We start from the raw sequence: 19,059 nt of genomic DNA on the forward strand, positions 1-19,059 counted from the left end.
GTCAGCAGGCGGGGGTCCCGCGGCCCGCGCGCAGGTCGGCCAGCGCGGACAGCGTGCCGTCCAGCGTGGTGACGGGGATCAGCCGCAGCCCGCCGGGGAGCGCGGCCTTGGCGTCGGTGCACTCGCCGCGCGGCACGATGAAGACGGTGGCGCCGTCGCGCACGGCGGCCTTCTCCTTCAGCGGGACCCCGCCGACCGCGCCGACCTTGCCGGAGCCGTCGATGGTGCCGGTGCCCGCGATCACCCGGCCGCCGGTCAGGTCGCCGCCGTGGCCGTCGCCGTCGATCGTGTCGATGATGCCGAGGGTGAAGAGCAGGCCGGCGCTGGGCCCGCCGACGTCGGCCAGCCGGAGGGTGACCTTCACCTTCGACGGCGAGAGGCCGAGGTGCTTCAGGGCCGCCGTGGTGGCGTCCTGCTGCGAGTCGGTCATCTCCTTCTGGTTGGCCTGCTGGATCTCCTCGACGGAGCCGCCGGTGGGGTAGACCGAGTCGCGGGGCATGGCGGCCTTGCTCTTGCTGAACCACGCCTTGGCGACGTCCGTGAGGTGCACGGTCGCGTCCGGGGCGGTGGCCGCCACGGTCACCATCCGGAGCTGGCCGCTGGTCGTCCGCGTCTTCGTGCCGCTGACCGTGATCACCGGGGTGCCCTTGTCGGCGCCCAGTACGTTCGCCGTCAGCCCGGGGACCACGATGGACATCGGGAGGGGGGCCAGGGCGGCGACGGCCAGCAGCGCGACCACGACCGCGCCGCAGGCGGCGAGGATCAGGGCACGGCGGGATACGGCAGGCATGGTCCGAAGCCTATCCGGTGCGACCGGGCGCCCCCTGACCCGCCCGGGTGCCCCCGTCCCCCGGTCCCGGGACCACCCCCCGGTGGGCGGGCCCCACAGGGTGCCCCACCCTGCGGATGACGGGACCTCGCGGTCGGCGGTGCCCGGCCGCGCAGTTCCCCGCGCCCCTGGGGGGGTGCCCCTGACGGTCCACGTTCACCTGCCCGTGCACTGTGGCTGAGCGCGCAGTTCCCCGCGCCCCTGGGAGGATGCCCCTTGCGGTCCGCGTTCACCTGCCGGTACGTCGTGGCTGAGCGCGCAGTTCCCCGCGCCCCCGGGGTGGGTGCGGCTGCTCCGCAGCGCGTCCCGCCCGTTCCCGGGCGAAGGGACCGTACAGCCGACAACGGCGAGCAACCCGAACAAGGGGCGCGGGGAACTGCGCGCGCAACCGGTCACCGGGCCGCACCCGGCCACACAGCGGCACCCCCCACGGCGGCGACCCGGGCGCACCCGGGAACGCACCGAAACCCCCACGGCGGGGGGACGGGGGCACCCCCACCGGCAGGTGGTCCCGGGACCGACGGCACCGGGGCACCCGGGAGGGTCAGGGGCCCCAGCCGTCAGCGGAGGGCCTCGGAGACCTCGATCGCCGCCTCCACCACACGGTGCCCCACCCGCTCGGGTACGGATTCCGCGAGCATGACAACGCCGACGCTCCCCTCGATACCGGGCACCCCGAGGAGGGGTGCCGCGGCACCGGCCGCGCCGGCCTCCAGCTCACCGGAGGTGATGACGCACCGCGCCTGCCCGACGGCCCCGCCCGCCCCGATCACACGGTCGGTGCCGTCGACCGCGAGGTCCGCCGGCCCGGCGGTCCGCGCACCGAAGCCCGCGAGCTCCTCGCTCTCGATCCGCTCCCAGCCGACCCCGTCCGCGGTCGGCTGCATGCCGCGCCCCGCGAGGATCGCCCGCCCGGCCGCCCCGCGGTCCAACGGGTGCCGGAACCCCGTCCGGTAGGCCACGTGGTAATCCGTCCAGGTCGGCTCGACCACGGCGACGGCCAGCGCCTCGGTGCCGTCGACGAGGGTCAGGTGGGCCGTCGCCCCGATGTCCTCGGCGAGCGCCCGCAGCGCGGGCAGCGCGGCCTCCCGCAGCAGCGGGTGCACCTGGTGCGCCAGCCCCAGCACCCCGAGCCCCACCCGGGCCCGCCCACCGAGGTCCCTGCGCACCAGAGAGTGCTGCTCCAGAGTGGCCAGCAGGCGGTAGACCACCGTGCGGTTCACCCCGAGCTTGGCCGCCAACTCCGTCACGGTCAGCCCGTGGTCGGTGTCGGCGAGCAGTTTGAGAACCCGTAGGCCCCGGTCGAGCGTTTGAGACGTCTCCGCGGTCACGACGCCCCCTCCTCGTGAAATCGGCGGCGCATCCCACGACCCCCGCCATCGGGGGCGCGCACTGCCGGTCCCGGGGCAGTGCGCGGAGAGGCCGCCGGTCGGTTCGTTACCCGGCTGCGCTCCGCGGCTGCACTGCCACGGCGCGTGCGTGACCGGCACCGTAGCGAGGGAGTACCGCTCAGCGGAAGGGGTCGTCCACAATCCGGGCGTTCCCTTGACCGGACCTTGAGGTTCGATCGGGGGCCGATCACCTACAATCCGGCGCGGATCACCGCATTCGGGTCGCCCACTCCTGGACCTTCTTGATGCGCTCCGCGAGCTGCCCGGCGCTCGCCTCGGCGCTGGGCGGACCGCCGCAGACCCGGCGCAGCTCGTTGTGCACGACGCCGTGCGGTTTGCCGCTCTGGTGGTGGTACGCGCCCACCAGGGTGTTGAGCTGCTTGCGCAGTTCCAGGAGCTGGCGGTGGGTGACGATCGGGCGCCGCTCGGCCGGCAGTTCGAGCAGGTCGGCCTCTTCGTCCGGCTTCTTCCGGCTGTGCGAGATCTGCCGGGCCTGCCGCCGCTGGAGCAGTAGCTGCACCTGGTCCGGCTCCAGCAGCCCGGGGATGCCGAGGTAGTCCTGCTCCTCCTCGCTGCCCGGGTGGGCCTGCATGCCGAACTCGGCGCCGTCGTAGAGCACCCGGTCGAAGACCGCGTCGGACTCCAGCGCCTCGAACGGCAGCATGTCGTCGTCGGTGGCCTCGTCGTCGGCCTGCTCGGCCTCGGCGAGCAGCTTGTCCTCCTCGGCGAACGGGTCCTCCTCGCCGGCCTTCTTCGGCTTGTCGAGCACGTGGTCGCGCTCGACCTCCATCTCGCCTGCGAACTCCAGCAGCATCGGGATGGTCGGCACGAACACCGACGCGGTCTCGCCGCGCCGCCGGGACCGCACGAAGCGGCCCACCGCCTGCGCGAAGAACAGCGGGGTGGAGATGGTGGTGGCGTAGACGCCGACCGCCAGACGGGGCACGTCGACGCCCTCGGAGACCATCCGGACCGCGACCATCCAGCGGTCGTCGGACCCGGAGAACTCCTCGATCCGCTTGGACGCGCCGGTGTCGTCGGACAGCACCAGCGTCGGCTTGTGGCCGGTCAGCTCCCTGAGCAGCTTGGCGTAGGCGCGGGCCGTGTCCTGGTCGGTGGCGATCACCAGGCCGCCCGCGTCCGGGATGCCCTTGCGGACCTCGGTCAGGCGCTGGTCGGCGCTCCTGAGCACGTTCGGGATCCACTCGCCGGTGGGCGCGAGCGCGGTGCGCCACGCCTGGGCCGTGGCGTCCTTGGTCATCGGCTCGCCCAGGCGCGCGGACAGCTCGTCGCCGGCCCGGGTGCGCCAGCGCATGGTGCCGGAGTAGCTGAGGAAGATCACCGGGCGGACCACGCCGTCGGCGAGCGCGCTGCCGTACCCGTAGGTGTAGTCGGCGGCGGAGCGGCGGATGCCGTCGTTGCCCTCCTCGTAGACCACGAACGGGATCGGGTTGGTGTCGGAGCGGAAGGGGGTGCCGGTCAGCGCCAGCCGGCGGGTGGCCGGTTCGAACGCCTCCAGACACGCCTCGCCCCAGGACTTGCTGTCGCCGGCGTGGTGGATCTCGTCGAGGATCACCAGGGTCTTGCGCTGCTCGCAGCGGTTGCGGTGCAGCATCGGCCGCACCCCGACGCCCGCGTACGTGACCGCGACGCCGTGGAACTCGCGTCCGACCGGGCCCGCGCTGTAGTCCGGGTCGAGCTTGATCCCTATCCGCGCGGCGGCGTCCGCCCACTGCGTCTTGAGGTGCTCGGTCGGGGCGACCACGGTGATCTGCTGCACCATGTGGTTGTGGAGCAGGTAGGACGCCAGGCTGAGCGCGAACGTGGTCTTGCCGGCGCCGGGCGTCGCCACCGCGAGGAAGTCCCGCGGCTGCGCGGCCACGTAGGCGTCGATGGCGCCCTGCTGCCAGGCCCGCAGCTTGTTCGCCGTGCCCCAGGGGGCCCTCCCGGGGAAGGCGGGCGACAGGTGGTGGGAATGGGGGTGCGAGGCGGCGGTAGTCACGGTCTCCGTAGGGGGGTTGTCGGCGCGGGGGCCGCGCCGGTGCGGTTCGGTACGAAAACCGCCTCAGCCTACCGGGCGGCGCGACGGCCCCCCGGCGGCGGCGCGGGCCTGTCGCCGCGGTGCGACCCACCTCACAATGCGGCGACGGGGTCGCGCGCGGGACGCACCCCGTACGGCAGACTGCGTAGGCGGTGAGAGGCGGTGGCGGACCCGGGGGGGCTGCATGGAAGCGGGGGGTGGCATGGGAACCGGTGGGACCGGGACCGGGACCGAGGGCGCGGCCGGGCGGGGGCCCGGCGACGACGGCGGGCAGGGGCCCGGGGACGGTGGCGGGCAGGAGCCGGCCGGCCCCGACGGCGGCGGCGCCGCGCCCCCGCCCGGTCGCCGCCGGCGCACGCGCAACCGCGTGCTCGCGCTCACGGTGCTGCTGGTGCTCGTGGCCGTCGTGGCGGTGGTCAAGTACCGCGACCGGGACAAGGGCACCCCCTACGTGCCGCCGCGCGCCGGCCAGGCGTCGATCCTGCTCACCCCGGACCAGGCCGGGTCCGGCCTGGACCTCAACACGATCCGCACCGACGACGGCATGGCCTTCGGCCCCGACGGCTCCCTGTACGTGCTGCGCACCGACCTGTTCCGGATCACGCCCGACCGTCAGGTCTCCCGGGTGTGGCGGGCCGGCGCGTACGCCACCGGCGGGCTGGCGGTGCTGCCCGACGGCACCGTCGCGGTGGGCGTGCGGGGCGGGGTGCTGCGGATCGACGCCCACGGCAAGGCGTCCACGCTGGCGGGCAGCCCGGACCCGGCACCGGGGAAGGACCCGGACGGGTCCGGGGACGGCAAGGACGGGGACGGCAAGGACGGCGGCGGCACGGACGGCGGCGGCACGGACGGTTCGGGCGCCCGGGACGCCGCCGGCGGCACCGGCACCGCGGGCTCGACGGCCGCCGCCACCGGCTTCGTGGGCGTGGCCCGTCCGCTCGGCACCCGGCCGGACGGCGCCCTGGTCGTACAGGACTCCACGGCGGTCTGGGCGGCCCGCGGCGGCGCCGCCACCAAGGTGCTGGACACCCCGGTCGCCGGCGCCTACCTCGACGACGACACGGACACCAAGGCCGTACGGCCCACGGCCGACGCCGAAGGCGACGCGTACTTCGTGCCCACCGCCGACCCCGGCCCCGGACTGGCCCGCCGCATCACCCGGGTCACCCCGTCCGGCAAGGCGACGCAGGTCGCGGTCCCCAGGACGATCCCCGGCCTGCCCGGCGGCCCCGGCGGGCTCACCGTGCAGTCGCTGGCGGGGGACGGCGCCGACGGCGTCTACGTCGACGCCGTGGCCGGCGACAGCTCCGGCTCCGGCTCCGGACTGAACGCCTACGTCGTGCACCTCCACGACGGCACGGCCAGCGTCGTGGCGCACAGCCGCACCGCCGCCCACGGCCTCGACTGCGCGCTGCGGCACCCGGTCGGCGCCCTCGACCTGCCCTGCGCCCTCCCGAACGGCATGGCCTACCACGACGGGCGGCTCGCGCTGGACGGCATGGTGCACTACACCCTGGAGGTGTCCGTCTCCTGAGGCGGACCGCCCCACCGCGCCGGTGGGCGGGCCACCCCGGTGGGAGAGCCCTGCGGCGGCAGGCTGTCCAGGCCCCCTCCGAGCCGAGCACCACCGGCCGGGGGCGACGGGGGCGGGAGGATCAGCCCCGGGCCGCCGGACGGGTGCGCAGCCGCGCCGCGACCAGCATCCCGGCCAGCGCGATGCCCGCGGCCGGCACGAACACCGCCGCGAACGCGGCCGGATGGCCGCCGCCGGCCGCGCTCGCGGCCGCGGCGCCGGTGGCCGCGCCGACCGAACCGCCGCCGAGCGCGGTGAAGACGGTGCCGGCGCCGCCCACGACCAGCACGTTCGACAGGGCGTCGGAGACCTGGAGGGCGGCGGAGTTGGCGCCCGCCTCGGCCGGCGGGGACAGCCGCAGCAGCACCACGCTCAGCGCGGAGATGGTCAGCCCCATGCCGAGGCCGCCCGCGCACCAGGCCACCGCCACGATCCACGGCGGCACCGCGTGCGCCAGCGCGAGCGGCGCCGTGCCGATCGCGGCCGCGGTCAGCGCCATGCCGGCCTGCGCCAGCCACTCCCGGTGCTCCTCGAGCCCGGGCCGGGACTGGAGGTAGGAGCCGAGCGCCCAGGTCAGGCCGCCGCCCGACAGCGACAGGCCGGCCAGCGTCGGCGACAGGCCGCGCTGGGTGACGAGCATCAGCGGCACGAAGCTCTCCGCCGCGAAGAACGAACCCGCCGCGATGCCGCGCAGCAGCACCACCGCCGGCAGCCCGCGTGCGGCCCGGAAGGTGCCCCGCGGCAGCAGCCGCAGTGCCGCCGGCACCAGCAGCGCCGCGCCGGCCGCGGCCGGCAGCACCGACAGCGGCCGCAGGTCCTGCCCGGCGTACTGGAGCAGCGCCGCACCGGCCGCGAGCGCCCCCGCCCACCAGATCCGGCGGCCGTCGGACCGGACGGCGGGCCGCTGCGCCGGCACGTCGTCCGGCTGCCGCCGGGCGGCCCGCCGCAGCGCCGGCAGCATCACGGCCAGCGGCAGCACCACCAGCACCGGGATCGCCAGGAACACCCAGCGCCAGCCGAGGTGCTGGGTGACCGTGCCGGACACCAGCGGCCCGACGATCGAGGGCACCACCCAGGACGCGGAGAACGCCGCCATCACCGCCGGCCGCAGCCGCTCCGGGTAGGCGCGGCCCACCACCACGTACAGCGCCACGATCACCAGGCCGCCGCCGAGCCCCTGGACCGCCCGGCCCAGCACGAACACGTCCATCGCCCGCGCGGTGCCGCTGACCACCAGGCCGGTGCCGAACCCGGCGATGCCGGCGGACAGCGGCGCCAGCGGCCCGCTGCGGTCGCACCACTGCCCGCTCACCACCATGGCCAGCAGCGAGGTGGTGAAGTAGCCGGAGAAGGCGAAGGCGTAGAGCCCGACGCCGTGCAGGTCACGGGCGGCGACCGGCATCGCGGTGCTCACCGCGGTCGCCTCGAAGGCGATCATCAGCACCACGGAGACGATGCCGAAGGTGAGCGCGCGGTACGGGCGGGACAGCACGCCGCCGCCTGCCGGCTCCCCGTTCCCGGCGGGCTCCCCCGCCCCGACCGGCCCGGCCTGTCCGACCGGCCCGGCTCCCCCGACCGGCGCGGCCTGTCCGACCGGCCCCGCGTCCTCGGGGAGGGCGGCCGGGCCGCCGGACCCCGCGTCCCGCGCGGCGTTCCCGGCACCGCGCCGTCCGTGGCGGGTGCGCGTGGTCGGTCTCGTCGATGCCATCCGGCCAGGGTAAGGGTCACCGCGGCGGCCGCGCCCCTACCGGAGGGCGGCAATCGGCTCGGGCGGCCGGCCCCGAGGGACGGCGGTCGGCCCCGGGACGGCGTGAACGCCGTGTGGCAGTCGTGTTGCGGGGCGGGCGGGGGCGTTGACCGCACCCGGCGCGGACCGGCATCGTCGAAGCAGCAGGAGCACGCGGCCGCGTGCCCGAGTGGTCAGGGACTCGTCTGCAAAGCGAGCTACACCGGTTCGAATCCGGTCGCGGCCTCCACCACGCCCCCCGGCCCGGTGCCCGTCCAGGGCCCGGGCCGGGCGCCGTCGAGCCCGCCGGCGCGTGCCGCGCGGGCCGCACCGGCGCCGACCGGACGGCGGGTCACCCCGCCGCCCGGCCACGTCACTTCGCCGCCACCACCGCGACGATCACCGCGATCACCACGGCCAGCGCCGCGATCGCCGCCGTGATCTTCACGGCGCTGTAGGGGCGGTCCCCGATCACCTCGCCGGTGCGGGCGTTCACCATGACCTGCCAGCTCCTGCCCGCGTGCAGGTAGGTCAGGAACCACACCGGCAGCAGGACCAGCTTGAACGTCACGTCGTCGTACCGGGTGGCCACGGAGGTCAGCCGCTGCTCGTCGCCGCCGATGTCGGCGCGGCAGTCCGACGCGATCTGCGCGGCCATCCGCTCCTTCGCCGTCTCCAGGCCCTGTTCGGGCTCGACGTCGTAGCGGACGGTCTGGAAGCCGGCCAGGTACTCGGGCTGGTAGGGGCGCGCCTCCTGGAGGGGCCACGGGGTCAGCTTGTCGAGCTGCTCGGACTTCACGTGGACGGTCCCGGCCACCAGGACGTCGTCGAAGGCGCGCGCGACGGTGCCGGAGGCGTGGTGCCAGCGGGTGTGCCGGACCTGGCGGGTGCGGGTGACCTGCTGGCCGTTCTCCGTGGCGGTGTAGGTCTCGGTGGTGTAGTAGTGCTCGCCGCGCTGGCCCTCGTAGCGCGAGGCGGTCGCGGCGTCGTAGGTCCAGTGCGGCAGGTAGCTGCCCTTGAACGTCTCCGCCTCGGTGACCTTCTTCAGGCTGCCGGGCGCGAACCAGCGGGAGGACGTCCAGGTGTTCAGCCGGTCCCGGGCGGCGCCGCGGTCCAGGCCGAACGGGACGACCGCCTCGGGCACCACCCGCTCGGTCTGCTCGGCGTCGGCGACCAGCGGGGTCGCGCAGAACTGGCAGCGCGCCGACAGGTCGTCGGTCTCCGTGCGGGCGCCGCAGCCCGGGCACAGGAACGCGCGGGCCTCGCCCAGCACGACGGCACGCGGCTTGTCCCGCAGCGCCGCCAACTCCCCGATGGGATGCTCGCGCACCTGGCGCGGCACCTGGGCGAGCGCCTGCTCGTGTCCGCAGTACGGGCACTTCAGCGCGCCCGCGCCCGGCGAGAACTCGACGGTCGCGCCGCACGCCTCGCACGGGTACGACCGCACGTCGCCCGCCGCCTGTCCGTACGCCCCCGCCTGCGGTGCGCCGGTGGCGGCCGCCTGCCCCTCCGGGCCGCGCTCCTGAGTGCTCATGGCCTCGCTCTCCCCACCCTCGTGTGCCCGGCCGTCCGCGGGCCGGCCTCGACGTGCCTTGCGTGCGTGCTCCCGGGGCACCCGCGGGCGCGGGCGCCGTGGCGCCTTCGGTCCGCGACGGCGCCCCCCCGCGCCGGTCCGCCTCACGCCTGCGGCGGCAGCGGCGGCGGCACCGCCCCGAACAGCCCGCCGACCTCCGGGACCTGCGCGGCGGGCAGCCACCCGGCCATACCGTCCTTCCAGACCAGCGTCTCGCGGGTGAGGGTGCCGGCCGCGACCAGGCCGGACAGCGCGGCGGCGTCGTACGGGCCCTGCTGGGCGCCGCCGATCCCGAGGAACCACTGGGCCTGCCGGGGCAGCGGCGGCGGGGTGGCGGCCGCGGGAGCGGGCGCGGCAGCCGCGGGGGCCTGCGGAGCCTGCCCGGTCTGCGGGGCGAGCCCCGCGGCGATCCGCTGGCCCATCGCCAGCCCGACGCCCAGGCCGACGCCCTCGCCCCCGCCGCCCGGGTTGCGGGCCGCGTCCCCGATCGCGTTCGCCGCCTGGAACTGCGTGTACTGGTCGAGGTTGCCCGCGATGCCCATCCGCGACCGGGTGTCGATGGCCTCCTCGACCTCCGGCGGCAGCGAGATGTTCTCGATCACGAACTTCGGCACCGCGATGCCGACCGACGCCAGTTCCTGGCTGAGCACCCCGGCCAGCCGGGTGCCGATCGCGTCCTGCTGCGTGGCCAGGTCCAGCATCGGCACACCCGAGGCGGCGAGCGCGGTGGACAGCCGGCCGACGATGAGCTGGCGCAGGTACTCCTGGACCTCCTCGGTGCGGAACTGCGGGTCGGTGCCCGCCAGTTCGCGCAGCAGCGCGGCCGCGTCCACCACCTTCGCGGCGAACGAGCCGAAGGCCCGCAGCCGGACCATCCCGAACTCGGCGTCCCGCACGATCACCGGGTTCGCCGTCCCCCACTTCATGTCGGTGAACTGGCGGGTGGTGACGAAGTACACCTCGGCCTTGAACGGCGAGTCGAAGCCGTACTTCCAGCCCTTGAGGGTGGACAGGATCGGCATGTTCTGGGTGTGCAGGGTGTACGTGCCGGGGGTGAACACGTCGGCGATCTGGCCCTCGTTGACGAACACGGCCGTCTGGGACTCGCGCACGACGAGCCTGGCGCCCATCTTGATCTCGTTGTCGTGCCGCGGGAACCGCCACACGATGGTGTCCCGACTGTCGTCGGTCCACTCCACGATGTCGATGAACTCGCCCCGGATCGCGTCGAACAGACCCACGCCCGTCCCCCATTCCGCGCTGCGCGCGCTGCTTGCCCCGATGATCGTCCAGCGGCCCGGGCGCCCCCGAGCCCCGGCACTCTAGCAACCGCCCCCGTCCCCACCCGTACAGGACGCCCGCCCCCGATCCCCGGTTCCGCGCCGGATTGGCCCGGGGATCGGAGTGCGGAGTGGACCAGGGCGCCGGCGCCGGCGGGCCGTAGCGTCGGGGGCATGACGCAACGAGGAAACTACGCCCGGCAGGCGCCGGACGCGTACAGGGCGATGCTGGCGTTCGGCCGGGCCGCGACGCAGGGGCTCGACCCGGTGGTCGGGGAGCTGGTGAAGATCCGGGCCTCGCAGATCAACCGGTGTGCCTTCTGCCTGGACATGCACGTGAAGGAGGCGCGCAAGGCCGGTGAGAGCGACGAGCGGATCGACCTGCTCGCCGCGTGGGAGGAGGTCGACGGCCTCTACACCGACCGGGAGCGGGCCGCGCTGGCGCTGACCGAGGCGGTCACGCTGCTCACCGAGGGGTTCGTGCCGGACGAGGTGTACGCGCGGGCCGCCGCGCACTTCGACGAGGCCGAACTGGCCCGGCTGGTCGGGGCGATCGTCGCGATCAACGCGTGGAACCGCTTCAACGTGGCGTTCCGCACCCCGCCCGGGAGCCCGGCGTGAGCGCCCCCGCGGGCGGCGCCGCCGCGCTGCGCGCCCTGCACACGGGCCGGGCGGCCGGCGACCCGCTGGTGCTGCCCGGGCCGTGGGACGCGGCGAGCGCGAGGGTCTTCGCGGACGCCGGGTTCGCGGCGCTGGCCACGCCCAGCGAGGGCGTGTCGGCGGCGCTCGGCTACGCCGACGGGCAGGGCACTCCGCCGGACGAGATGTTCGCCGCGATCCGCCGGATCACCCGCGCCGTGGACGTGCCGGTGACCGCGGACGTCGAGGCCGGGTACGGCCTGCCGGCCGCGGAGCTGGTGGAACGGCTGCTGGAGGCCGGGGCGGTCGGGTGCAACCTGGAGGACTCCGACCCGGCGGCGGGCACCCTGCGGGACCCGGGCGCGCAGGCGGACTTCCTCGCGGAGGTGCGGGCCGCGGCCGGGGACGCGCTGGTGCTCAACGCGCGCGTCGACACCTACCTGCGCGGGACGGACCGTACGCCGGCGGCCGCGATCGCCCGCGGGGTGCGGTACGCCGCGGCCGGAGCGGACGTGGTCTACCCGATCCTCGCCCCGCCGGCGCAGCTCGCCGCGATCGCCGAGGGGGTGGGGCTCCCGGTGAACGCGCTCTGCCGGGCCGGCGGCCCCGCGCCCCGCGAACTCGGGGTGTTCGGCGCCGCCCGGGTGACGTTCGGCGGCGGGCTCCACCACCAGGCGACGGACACGCTGCGGGCGGTCGCCGCGGGCCTGGCCACCTGAAGTGCCCCCCTGCTCCCCTTTGTCGCGCCCGCGGACGCGACAAAGGGGCGCAGGGGGCCGGGACCGCTCAGGCGGTGGGGGGTTTGACGACCGCGGCCTGGGGGCGGATGGGGAGGCGGTTGACGGGACGGCCGGTGGCCGCGCGGACCGCGGCGGCGACGGCCGCCGGGGAGGTGACCACCGGCACCGCGGAGGCCGCCTTCGCCCCGAAGGGGGCCACCACGTCCCGCTCCTCGACGAGCCTGACGATCCGCACGTCGGGCGCGTCGAGGGCGGTCGGCAACGCGTATCCGGTGAGGTTGGGCCGCTTGACGATCCCGCGCGGCGCCCGCAGGTCCTCCATGAGCGCCAGACCCAGCCCCTGGGTGACGCCGGCCTCGATCCGCGCGGCGAGCTGCCGCGGGTTGAGCACCCGTCCGACGTCCTGCGCGACGGCGAGTTCGACCACCCGCACGGCCCCCAGCTCGATGTCCACGTCCACCACCGCGCGGATCGCGCAGAAGGCCAGCCCGACGAACGCGTCGCCCTGCCCGTTGTCGTCGAGCCGGTCGGTCGGGTGCGGCCGGCACTGCGCGGTGGCCCACAGCTCCTTGCCGTCGAGCGTCTCGGCGACCGTCGTGGACAGCACCCCGTCGTAGGACGTGATCTTGCCGTCGGCGATGGACAGCAGCTCCACCGACATGCCGAACTTCGCGGCCAGCGGCTGGAGCAGTTGGGTGCGGACCATCTTGGCCGCGCGCTCCACCGCCCCGCCCGACACCCAGGTGTGCCGCCCTCGCGCGGCCGGCCCGGCCGGCGGCTGGTCGGTGTCCGAGGGCAGCACCCGCACGTCGTCGACGCCGAGCACCTCCTGCACGATCTGCCGGGCCAGCGTGGTGAACCCCTGCCCGGTCTCGACGGCCGAGCAGATGACGGTGGCGCGGCCGTCGTGGATGCGCACGGTCGCGGTGGACACCTCGTCCGCGCCCTCGGCGCCGAGCACGTGCACCATGCCGAGCGCGTAGCCGACCCCGCGGCGCACCGCCCCGGGCTCCCCGGCGCCGGAGACGCCGCCGGGCAGCAGCCACTGCGACTCGTCGTCGCCGTCGGGCAGCGGCGGCAGGTCGGCGTCCCGCACGGCCTTGAGCAGTTCGCCGACCGGCGCCGGGCAGGTGACGGTCTGGCTGGTGGGCAGCAGGTCCCCGGTGGCCAGCACGTTCCGCATCCGGATCTCGGCCGGGTCCAGGCCGAGCTTGGCGGCGAGCTTGTCCATCTGGCCCTCGTAGGCCGCGCAGACCTGGAGCGCGCCCTCGCCCCGCACGTGCCCGGACGGCGGGTTGTTGGTGCGCACCGCCCAGCCCTCGACGAACACGTGCGGCACCACGTACGGGCCGGCGGCGAAGGCGACGGCGGCGGCGAGCGCGTCGGAGGACGCGTCGGCGTAGGCGCCCGCGTCGAGCAGGATCTGCGCCTCGACCTTGACCAGCCGGCCCTCGGCGTCGGCGTGGTGGCGGTAGCGCAGCAGGGTGGGGTGGCGGTGCGCGTGGCCGAGGAAGGACTCCTCCCGGGTGGCCACGAACTTCACCGGGCAGCCGGTGCGCAGCGCCAGCAGGCCCAGCGGCAGTTGGATGCCGGAGTCCTCGCGGTCGCCCATCGCGCCGGGGACGCCGGTGACCACGACCTTGACGCGGTCGGACTCCAGCCCGAAGCAGGCGGCGGCGATGTCCCGGTCGGCGTGTGGATCGGTGGACGCGACGTAGAGTTCCACGCCGCCGTCCGGGCGCGGCACGGCCAGCCCGGCCTCGGCGCCGATCGGGGCGGGGTCCTGCCGGCCGACCCGGTACAGGCCCTCCACCACGACGTCGCCGACCGCCTCCGCGTCGCCGAAGCGCAGCGGGATGTGCCGGATCAGGTTGCCGTCGGGGTGCAGCGGCTGGGCGGCGAACGCCTTCTCCGGGTCGGTGACCGGCTCCAGCACCTCGTACTCGACGAGGATCGCGGCCGCGGCCAGCCGGGCGGTGTCCGGGTGGTCGGCGGCGACCGCGGCGATCGGCTCGCCGTGGTGGCGCACGACGTCGTGGGCGAACACCGGCCGGTCGGCGACCCCGCGGCCGTGCATGGCGTCGCCGGGCACGTCCTCGTGGGTGACCACGGCGCGCACCCCGGGCATCGCGACCGCGTCGGAGGTGTCGACACGGGTGATCCGCGCGTGCGGGTAGGGCGAGCGCAGCACCGCCGCCCACAGCAGGCCCTCGGCCCACAGGTCGGCGGCGTACGGGTAGGTGCCCTGCGCCTTCGGCAGCGCGTCGGCGGAGGGCACCGAGGCGCCGATGCCGTGCGGCTCGCCGCCGGTGTCGGCCAGCGGGTCGGCCACCGCTCCGGGGCCCTCGACGATGCTGCTCACCGGTCACCTCCCGAGGTCGCGGGACCGCCCTGGTGCGGGATGCGGGCGGGGTCGTCGGAACCCGCGGCGCCCTGGTCGTCCGGGTCGCGGCCGGTGTCGCGGGCGGCGACGACCGACCGGACGGCGTCGAGGACGCCCCGGTAGCCGGAGCAGCGGCACAGGTTGCCGCTGAGCGCCTGGCGGATGTCGAGGTCGGTCGGCCGGTGGTTGCCCTCAAGCAGGTCGTGGACGGTCATCGCCATGCCCGGGATGCAGAAGCCGCACTGCACGGCGCCGCTGTCGGCCAGCGCGCACTGGACGTCGGAGGGGCGGCCGTCGACGGTCAGGCCCTCGACGGTGCGCACCTCGCTGCCGGCCGCGGTCGCCGCGGGCACCAGGCAGGACGCCACCAGCCGCCCGTCCACCTGGACGGAGCAGGCGCCGCACTCGCCCTGCTCGCAGCCGTCCTTGGCGCCGGCCAGCCCCAGCCGCTCGCGCAGCACGTACAGCAGGGACTCGCCGAGCCAGGCGTCGGTGACGGGCCGGTCGGTGCCGTTGACCCGCAGCATGTAGGAGGCGAGCGGGTGCTCGCTGCGGGTCTCGGCGGCGGGTTCGAACGCCTCCTCCGGGCCGGGAGCGACGTCGGGGGCGGCGGGGTCGGGCTCGGCCGCGCCGGCGCCGTCGGAGCCGAAGTCCGTGGCTCCGTCGCCGTCCTGGACGGTGCCGGTGCCGTCGCCGGGCGCGAGGTCGCCGGGCTGGGCGTCGTCGGCGGGCGCGTCGCCGTCCACGGCCTCCACGGGGTCCGCGGGGTCGGAGGCGTCCACGGCCTCCACGGTGCCCGGTACGGGCGCGGCGGCCTGGTCGGCGGCGGGGTCGGGGCCGCCGTCCTGCCGGGGCTCCTCGGGGCCGTCGGGGAGGTCGGCGCCGTCCTGCGGCGCGGGCCGCTCGGCGCCGTCCGGACCCGCGGGGTCGGGCAGCACGTCGTACCCCTCGGGGCCGCCGGCCGGTTCCGCGGCGGCGGCCTCGTCGAACCGCGGTACGCCGTAGTCCTGGAGGTCGCCGGCCGCGGCGCCGTCGTGGCCGGCGGAGGGGTCCTGGACGCCGTAGGGGTGCTCACCGGTCGCGGCGCCGTCGTGGCCGCCCGGACGGTCCTGGGCGGCCCCCTCGCCCGTCGGCGCGGGGGGCGGGGCCTCCGGGTCGTCCACGATGCCCGACCAGGCCGCGTCGGCGGCCGGGGCGTGGGCCGGCAGCCACGGCACCGCGTCGCCGCCCTCCGGGCCGGTGAACGGCATCTCCCAGTGGCCGCTGCCGCCGTCGGACGGCGCGTCGTCGGCGCCGCCGCGCGCCCGTTCGGCCGCGGCCCGCTCCTGCGCCGCCTGCGCGGCGGCGGCCGCGCCCTGGCCGAACATGGCGGCGGGGAAGGAGTGGGTGGGCGCGGGCGAGGGCGTCTGGTCCCAGGCAGGCGAGAAGGCGCCGAGGGAGTACTCGCCGGACTCGGCCTCGGACTCCTCCCTTATGACCGGGATCGACCAGGTGGTGGCCGGGTCGGGGGCGCCGCCGGAAGGCTCGCCGCTGCCGCCGTCGCCCGGACCGGGGTCGCCCGGGCCGGCGTCGTGGCCGGGGAACGGACCGCCCCCCGCGTCGTCCTGGCCGCCGCCGAACCCGCCGTAGCCGCCCGCGGGGTCGAGGTGCCCGGCGTGGCCGGCGTGCTCGTACGGCCGCTCGTGGCCGGCGTAGGGCCGGCCGGGGTCGCCGCCCTGCGGGCCGGGCTGCTCCTGCGGCGGGTAGGCGTAGGCCGCCGGGTCGTCCGGGCCGGGACCGAACAGCGGCTGGCCGACCTGGTAGCCGCCGTCGTCCAGGTAGCCGGCGTCGCCCGCCGGCCGGCCGTTCCAGCCGGGACCGGCCGGGCCGTGCGCGCCGAGCGGGTCCTCGCCGGGCCGCGGCTCGGGCGGGAGTTGGGCCGCGAAGGACACGTGCATGGTCTGGTCGGGGTCGTAGTCCCCGCCGCCGGGCACCGGCTGCCAGGCGCCGGCGGTGCCCGGGCCGTGCACGTCGTGCTGCTCGTGCTGCTCGTGCTGGTCCCGCTCGTTCGGCTGCCGGTCGGTCATGCCAGGGCCCTCCCGAGCGCTCGGCGGGACAGTGCGGCCACGGTTCGGCGCAACTGGACGGCGGCCGGCGGTAGTTCGACGCCCGGCTGGTCGGGGATGCAGGCGGCGGCGACGTACTCCCCGAAGGCGGTGCACGCCTCGGGGGCGAGGGTGCGCTCGCCGTCCCAGTCGATCAGCCCGGCCACCCACTGCTCGGCCTCCAACGGCCGCAGCGGCACCGGCGCGACGGCGCCGACCGAACAGCGCACCTGGCGCCGGGCGGGGTCCACGACCAGGGCGACGGAGGCGACGGCCCGGCCGGGGCCGGTGCGCCCGGTGGCCTTGAGGAAGGTCTGCGGGGCGTGCAGCAGCGGGATGCGCACGAAGGCGAGGAGTTCGCCGGGGCGCAACGGGTCCATGCCGGTGAGCAGATGGCTGACCGGCAGCTCGCGGTCGCCCTCCGGCCCGGCGAGGATCACGCTCGCCTCCAGCGCGGCGAGCACCGGCAGGGCGTCGCCGGTGGGCGCCGCGGTGGCGATGTTGCCGCCGAGGGTGCCGGCGTTGCGGATCTGCGGCGGCCCGGCGGAGCGGGCGGCGGCGGCCAGCGCGGGGATCAGCGCGGCGAAGTCGGGGCGGCCCATGCGGGCGTGGGTCAGGCCGGCGCCGAGCAGCGCGGCCCCGTCGGCGTACTGCCAGCCGCGGATCTCGCTGATCCGGCCGAGGCCGACGAGCGCGGCCGGGCGCAGCAGCCCGGAGTTGACCGACGCCATCAGGTCGGTGCCCCCGGCGACCGGCACGGCACTGGGCATGTCGGCCAGTGCCGCCACCGCCTCGTCGAGCGAGGAGGGCAGCGTGACGTTCGCCGCCTCCTGCCGTGCATACGTGCTCACGCCGCTGCCCCTTCCCGGCCTACCTCCGTCACGCGGTAGCCGTACCGTACGTGCTGACAGCCCGGACGTGGCAACTCTGGCACATGTTCCGGGGCGCCCGACGCGAGGGTCCACGAAGTACCGATCCGCCCCTCACAGGGTGATCGTACGGCTAGATCCCGATCGCGCGCCGTGCCGCGATTGCCTGCGTTCGGGGCAGTTGGGGCGGTACGGGTCCGGGGCGCCGGGGGCCGGCCGCGCGCCGCGCCGCCGGCCCCGGTCCGGTCACACGATCGGGGGCGGGCCGTCCTTCGGCCGCCCGAGCACACCGGGGCGGCGCTGCCAGGGCCGAGGGCCGCCGGGCGGGCGGTACTCCACGCCGAGGGCGTCCAACCGCGCGTAGTGGGTGCGCATCCGCGCCTCGAAACCGGGCCAGTCGCGGTCGGCGGGGGCACCCAGCGCGGACCAGGCGACCTCGGCGAAGGCGGCCAGCCGGGGGAAGACCATGTAGTCGAGCACGCGGGGCGAATCGATCACCTCGGTCCAGACGTTGGCCTGGGTGCCGATGATGTGCGCGGCCTCCCCGGCGGTCAGCTCCGGCGGGACCGGTTCAAAACGGTAGACGTCCTCCAGCGTGCGGACGTGGGCGATCGGCACCGGCTCGTCGGGCGCGTCGGACTGCCGCCAGTTGAGGTAGACGTGGCCCTCGGGGCACATCACCACGTCGTGCCCGGCGCGGGCGGCGGTGATCCCGCCGCCGTAGCCGCGCCAGGAGGAGACCGCGGCGCCCTCCGCGAGCCCGCCCTCCAGGATCTCGTCCCAGCCGATCAGCCGGCGGCCGCGCTCGGCGAGCCAGCGGTCGAAGTGCCGGATCAGCCGGCTCTGGAGCTCCTCCTCGTCCCGCAGGCCGAGTTCCACGATGCGGTCCTTCGCGGTGGGCGAGCCGGCCCACTGCTCCTTGGGGCACTCGTCGCCGCCGACGTGGAAGAAGGTGCCGGGGAACAGCTCCAGCAGTTCGGTGAACACCTCCTCGTAGAACCGCAGCACGGCCTCGGTCGGGGCGAGCACGTTGGGGTTCACGCCCCAACTGGTGAGCACCGGCAGGGCGCTGGTGTCGAGCACGTCGGTGTTGCCGAGTTCGGGGTAGGCGGCGATGGCGGCCTGGGAGTGGCCGGGGATGTCCACCTCGGGGACGACGGTGATGTGGCGGGCGGCGGCGTAGGCGACGATCTCGCGGATGTCGTCCTGCGTGTAGTAGCCGCCGTGCGGGCGCTCCTCCCACAGCGGGGACTCGCGCAGGCCGACCTTGGTGCGCTCGCGCCAGGCGCCCACCTCGGTCAGGCGCGGGTGGCGGCGGATCTCCACCCGCCAGCCCTGGTCGTCGGTGAGGTGCAGGTGCAGCACGTTGAGCTTGTGCGCCGCCATCAGGTCCAGGTAGCGCAGGACCACGTCCTTGGGCATGAAGTGGCGGGCCACGTCCAGCATGAAGCCGCGCCAGCCGAAGCGGGGGGCGTCGGTGACGCGGCAGGCCGGCAGGGTCCAGGCGCGCTCGGCCAGAGGCGCGCGGCGGAAGGCGTCCGGGCCGAGCAGTTGGCGGAGGGTCTGGGCGCCCCAGAAGACGCCGGCCGGTCCGGCGCCGGCGATCTCCACGCCGGCCGACGGGTCGACGGTCAGGCGGTACGCCTCCGGGCCGCCGGGCAGCGTGCCGTCCACCACCAGCCGCACGGCCGCGGCGTCGGAGGGGCCGCCGGCGGGGAAGGGCAGGCCGGTCGCCGCGCCCAGGGTGCCGCGCAGCCACCGCGCGGCCGCGTCCGTCCCCGGGCCGGCCACGAGCGCCGTCCGCGCCCGCAGCGTGAAGACGGCTCCGCCGTCACCGGTTTCCGTCGTGCCCTGGCTCGGCAGGGGGATGAGGTCCATGCCCTCATCCTGCAACACCCCCGCCGATTGGCATAGACCAATAGGGGTCCCCC

The 19,059-nt window shown here is 76.2% G+C and carries 13 protein-coding genes and 1 tRNA gene; 4 read left to right on the plus strand and 10 right to left on the minus strand.

The genetic code is table 11. From position 1 onward, the window contains the following. Window position 1 precedes the first annotated feature (1 nt). From RVR_RS12360 to RVR_RS12370, 3 genes are all read right to left on the minus strand, one after another. The gene (locus tag RVR_RS12360; protein WP_202233898.1) at window positions 2–790 is read right to left on the minus strand and encodes a hypothetical protein; all 789 of its coding nucleotides are present in this window, start codon (window positions 788–790) and stop codon (window positions 2–4) included. A gap of 599 nt (window positions 791–1,389) precedes the next feature. Next, complete coding sequence (locus tag RVR_RS12365; RefSeq protein ID WP_202233899.1) at window positions 1,390–2,160, minus strand: IclR family transcriptional regulator; 771 nt, start codon at window positions 2,158–2,160, stop codon at window positions 1,390–1,392. A gap of 268 nt (window positions 2,161–2,428) precedes the next feature. After that, the gene (locus RVR_RS12370; protein ID WP_202233900.1) at window positions 2,429–4,222 is read right to left on the minus strand and encodes a DEAD/DEAH box helicase; all 1,794 of its coding nucleotides are present in this window, start codon (window positions 4,220–4,222) and stop codon (window positions 2,429–2,431) included. A 241-nt stretch (window positions 4,223–4,463) separates the two neighbouring features. Between RVR_RS12370 and RVR_RS12375 the strand changes: the two genes are divergently transcribed. Then, the gene (locus RVR_RS12375) at window positions 4,464–5,795 is read left to right on the plus strand and encodes an SMP-30/gluconolactonase/LRE family protein (RefSeq protein WP_202233901.1); all 1,332 of its coding nucleotides are present in this window, start codon (window positions 4,464–4,466) and stop codon (window positions 5,793–5,795) included. Between the two features lie 121 nt (window positions 5,796–5,916). Here RVR_RS12375 and RVR_RS12380 read toward each other — a convergent pair whose 3' ends face one another. Beyond that, the gene (locus RVR_RS12380; RefSeq protein ID WP_202233902.1) at window positions 5,917–7,542 is read right to left on the minus strand and encodes an MFS transporter; all 1,626 of its coding nucleotides are present in this window, start codon (window positions 7,540–7,542) and stop codon (window positions 5,917–5,919) included. A gap of 194 nt (window positions 7,543–7,736) precedes the next feature. Between RVR_RS12380 and RVR_RS12385 the strand changes: the two genes are divergently transcribed. Next, window positions 7,737–7,810 (plus strand) — tRNA-Cys (locus RVR_RS12385). 123 nt (window positions 7,811–7,933) lie between these two features. Here the strand turns inward: RVR_RS12385 and RVR_RS12390 are convergent. Continuing rightward, entirely contained in the window at window positions 7,934–9,094 is a 1,161-nt protein-coding gene (locus RVR_RS12390; RefSeq protein ID WP_202233903.1) for a TFIIB-type zinc ribbon-containing protein, read from the minus strand. 143 nt (window positions 9,095–9,237) lie between these two features. Next, a complete protein-coding gene (locus RVR_RS12395) occupies window positions 9,238–10,374 on the minus strand; it encodes an SPFH domain-containing protein (protein WP_202233904.1) in 1,137 nt (378 codons plus the stop codon). 213 nt (window positions 10,375–10,587) lie between these two features. Between RVR_RS12395 and RVR_RS12400 the strand changes: the two genes are divergently transcribed. Together RVR_RS12400 and RVR_RS12405 are read left to right on the plus strand one after the other, a co-directional pair. Next, on the plus strand, window positions 10,588–11,034 hold the full coding sequence (locus RVR_RS12400) for a carboxymuconolactone decarboxylase family protein (protein ID WP_202233905.1): 447 nt from the start codon (window positions 10,588–10,590) through the stop codon (window positions 11,032–11,034). Next, window positions 11,031–11,771, plus strand: a complete 741-nt coding sequence (locus tag RVR_RS12405; RefSeq protein ID WP_202233906.1) for an isocitrate lyase/PEP mutase family protein — start codon at window positions 11,031–11,033, stop codon at window positions 11,769–11,771. Before RVR_RS12400 ends, RVR_RS12405 begins: the two co-directional genes overlap by 4 nt. Before the next feature lie 67 nt (window positions 11,772–11,838). Here the strand turns inward: RVR_RS12405 and RVR_RS12410 are convergent, their stop codons facing one another. The 4 genes from RVR_RS12410 to RVR_RS12425 form a co-directional block, all read right to left on the minus strand. Beyond that, window positions 11,839–14,145, minus strand: coding sequence for a xanthine dehydrogenase family protein molybdopterin-binding subunit (locus RVR_RS12410; protein ID WP_237405300.1), 2,307 nt, complete (start codon window positions 14,143–14,145; stop codon window positions 11,839–11,841). Between the two features lie 5 nt (window positions 14,146–14,150). Beyond that, the gene (locus RVR_RS12415) at window positions 14,151–16,241 is read right to left on the minus strand and encodes a 2Fe-2S iron-sulfur cluster-binding protein (protein ID WP_202233908.1); all 2,091 of its coding nucleotides are present in this window, start codon (window positions 16,239–16,241) and stop codon (window positions 14,151–14,153) included. Next, window positions 16,238–17,110, minus strand: a complete 873-nt coding sequence (locus RVR_RS12420) for an FAD binding domain-containing protein (protein WP_202233909.1) — start codon at window positions 17,108–17,110, stop codon at window positions 16,238–16,240. Before RVR_RS12420 ends, RVR_RS12415 begins: the two co-directional genes overlap by 4 nt. A gap of 264 nt (window positions 17,111–17,374) precedes the next feature. Then, window positions 17,375–19,006 carry a beta-N-acetylhexosaminidase gene (locus RVR_RS12425; RefSeq protein ID WP_202233910.1) on the minus strand — a complete coding sequence of 544 codons (1,632 nt, stop codon included), beginning with the start codon at window positions 19,004–19,006 and terminating at the stop codon, window positions 17,375–17,377. Window positions 19,007–19,059 lie beyond the last annotated feature (53 nt).

Origin of the sequence: Streptomyces sp. SN-593 (genome assembly GCF_016756395.1) — a bacterium.
GTDB lineage: Bacteria > Actinomycetota > Actinomycetes > Streptomycetales > Streptomycetaceae > Actinacidiphila > Actinacidiphila reveromycinica.

What these genes read in the sequence shown, in the direction of transcription:
- RVR_RS12390 (WP_202233903.1), bottom strand. Translation starts at nt 9,094, where the DNA reads ATGAGCACTCAGGAGCGCGGCCCGGAGGGGCAGGCGGCCGCCACCGGC.
- RVR_RS12360 (WP_202233898.1), bottom strand. Translation starts at nt 790, where the DNA reads ATGCCTGCCGTATCCCGCCGTGCCCTGATCCTCGCCGCCTGCGGCGCG.
- RVR_RS12400 (WP_202233905.1), top strand. Translation starts at nt 10,588, where the DNA reads ATGACGCAACGAGGAAACTACGCCCGGCAGGCGCCGGACGCGTACAGG.
- RVR_RS12425 (WP_202233910.1), bottom strand. Translation starts at nt 19,006, where the DNA reads ATGGACCTCATCCCCCTGCCGAGCCAGGGCACGACGGAAACCGGTGAC.
- RVR_RS12415 (WP_202233908.1), bottom strand. Translation starts at nt 16,241, where the DNA reads ATGACCGACCGGCAGCCGAACGAGCGGGACCAGCACGAGCAGCACGAG.
- RVR_RS12375 (WP_202233901.1), top strand. Translation starts at nt 4,464, where the DNA reads ATGGGAACCGGTGGGACCGGGACCGGGACCGAGGGCGCGGCCGGGCGG.
- RVR_RS12380 (WP_202233902.1), bottom strand. Translation starts at nt 7,542, where the DNA reads ATGGCATCGACGAGACCGACCACGCGCACCCGCCACGGACGGCGCGGT.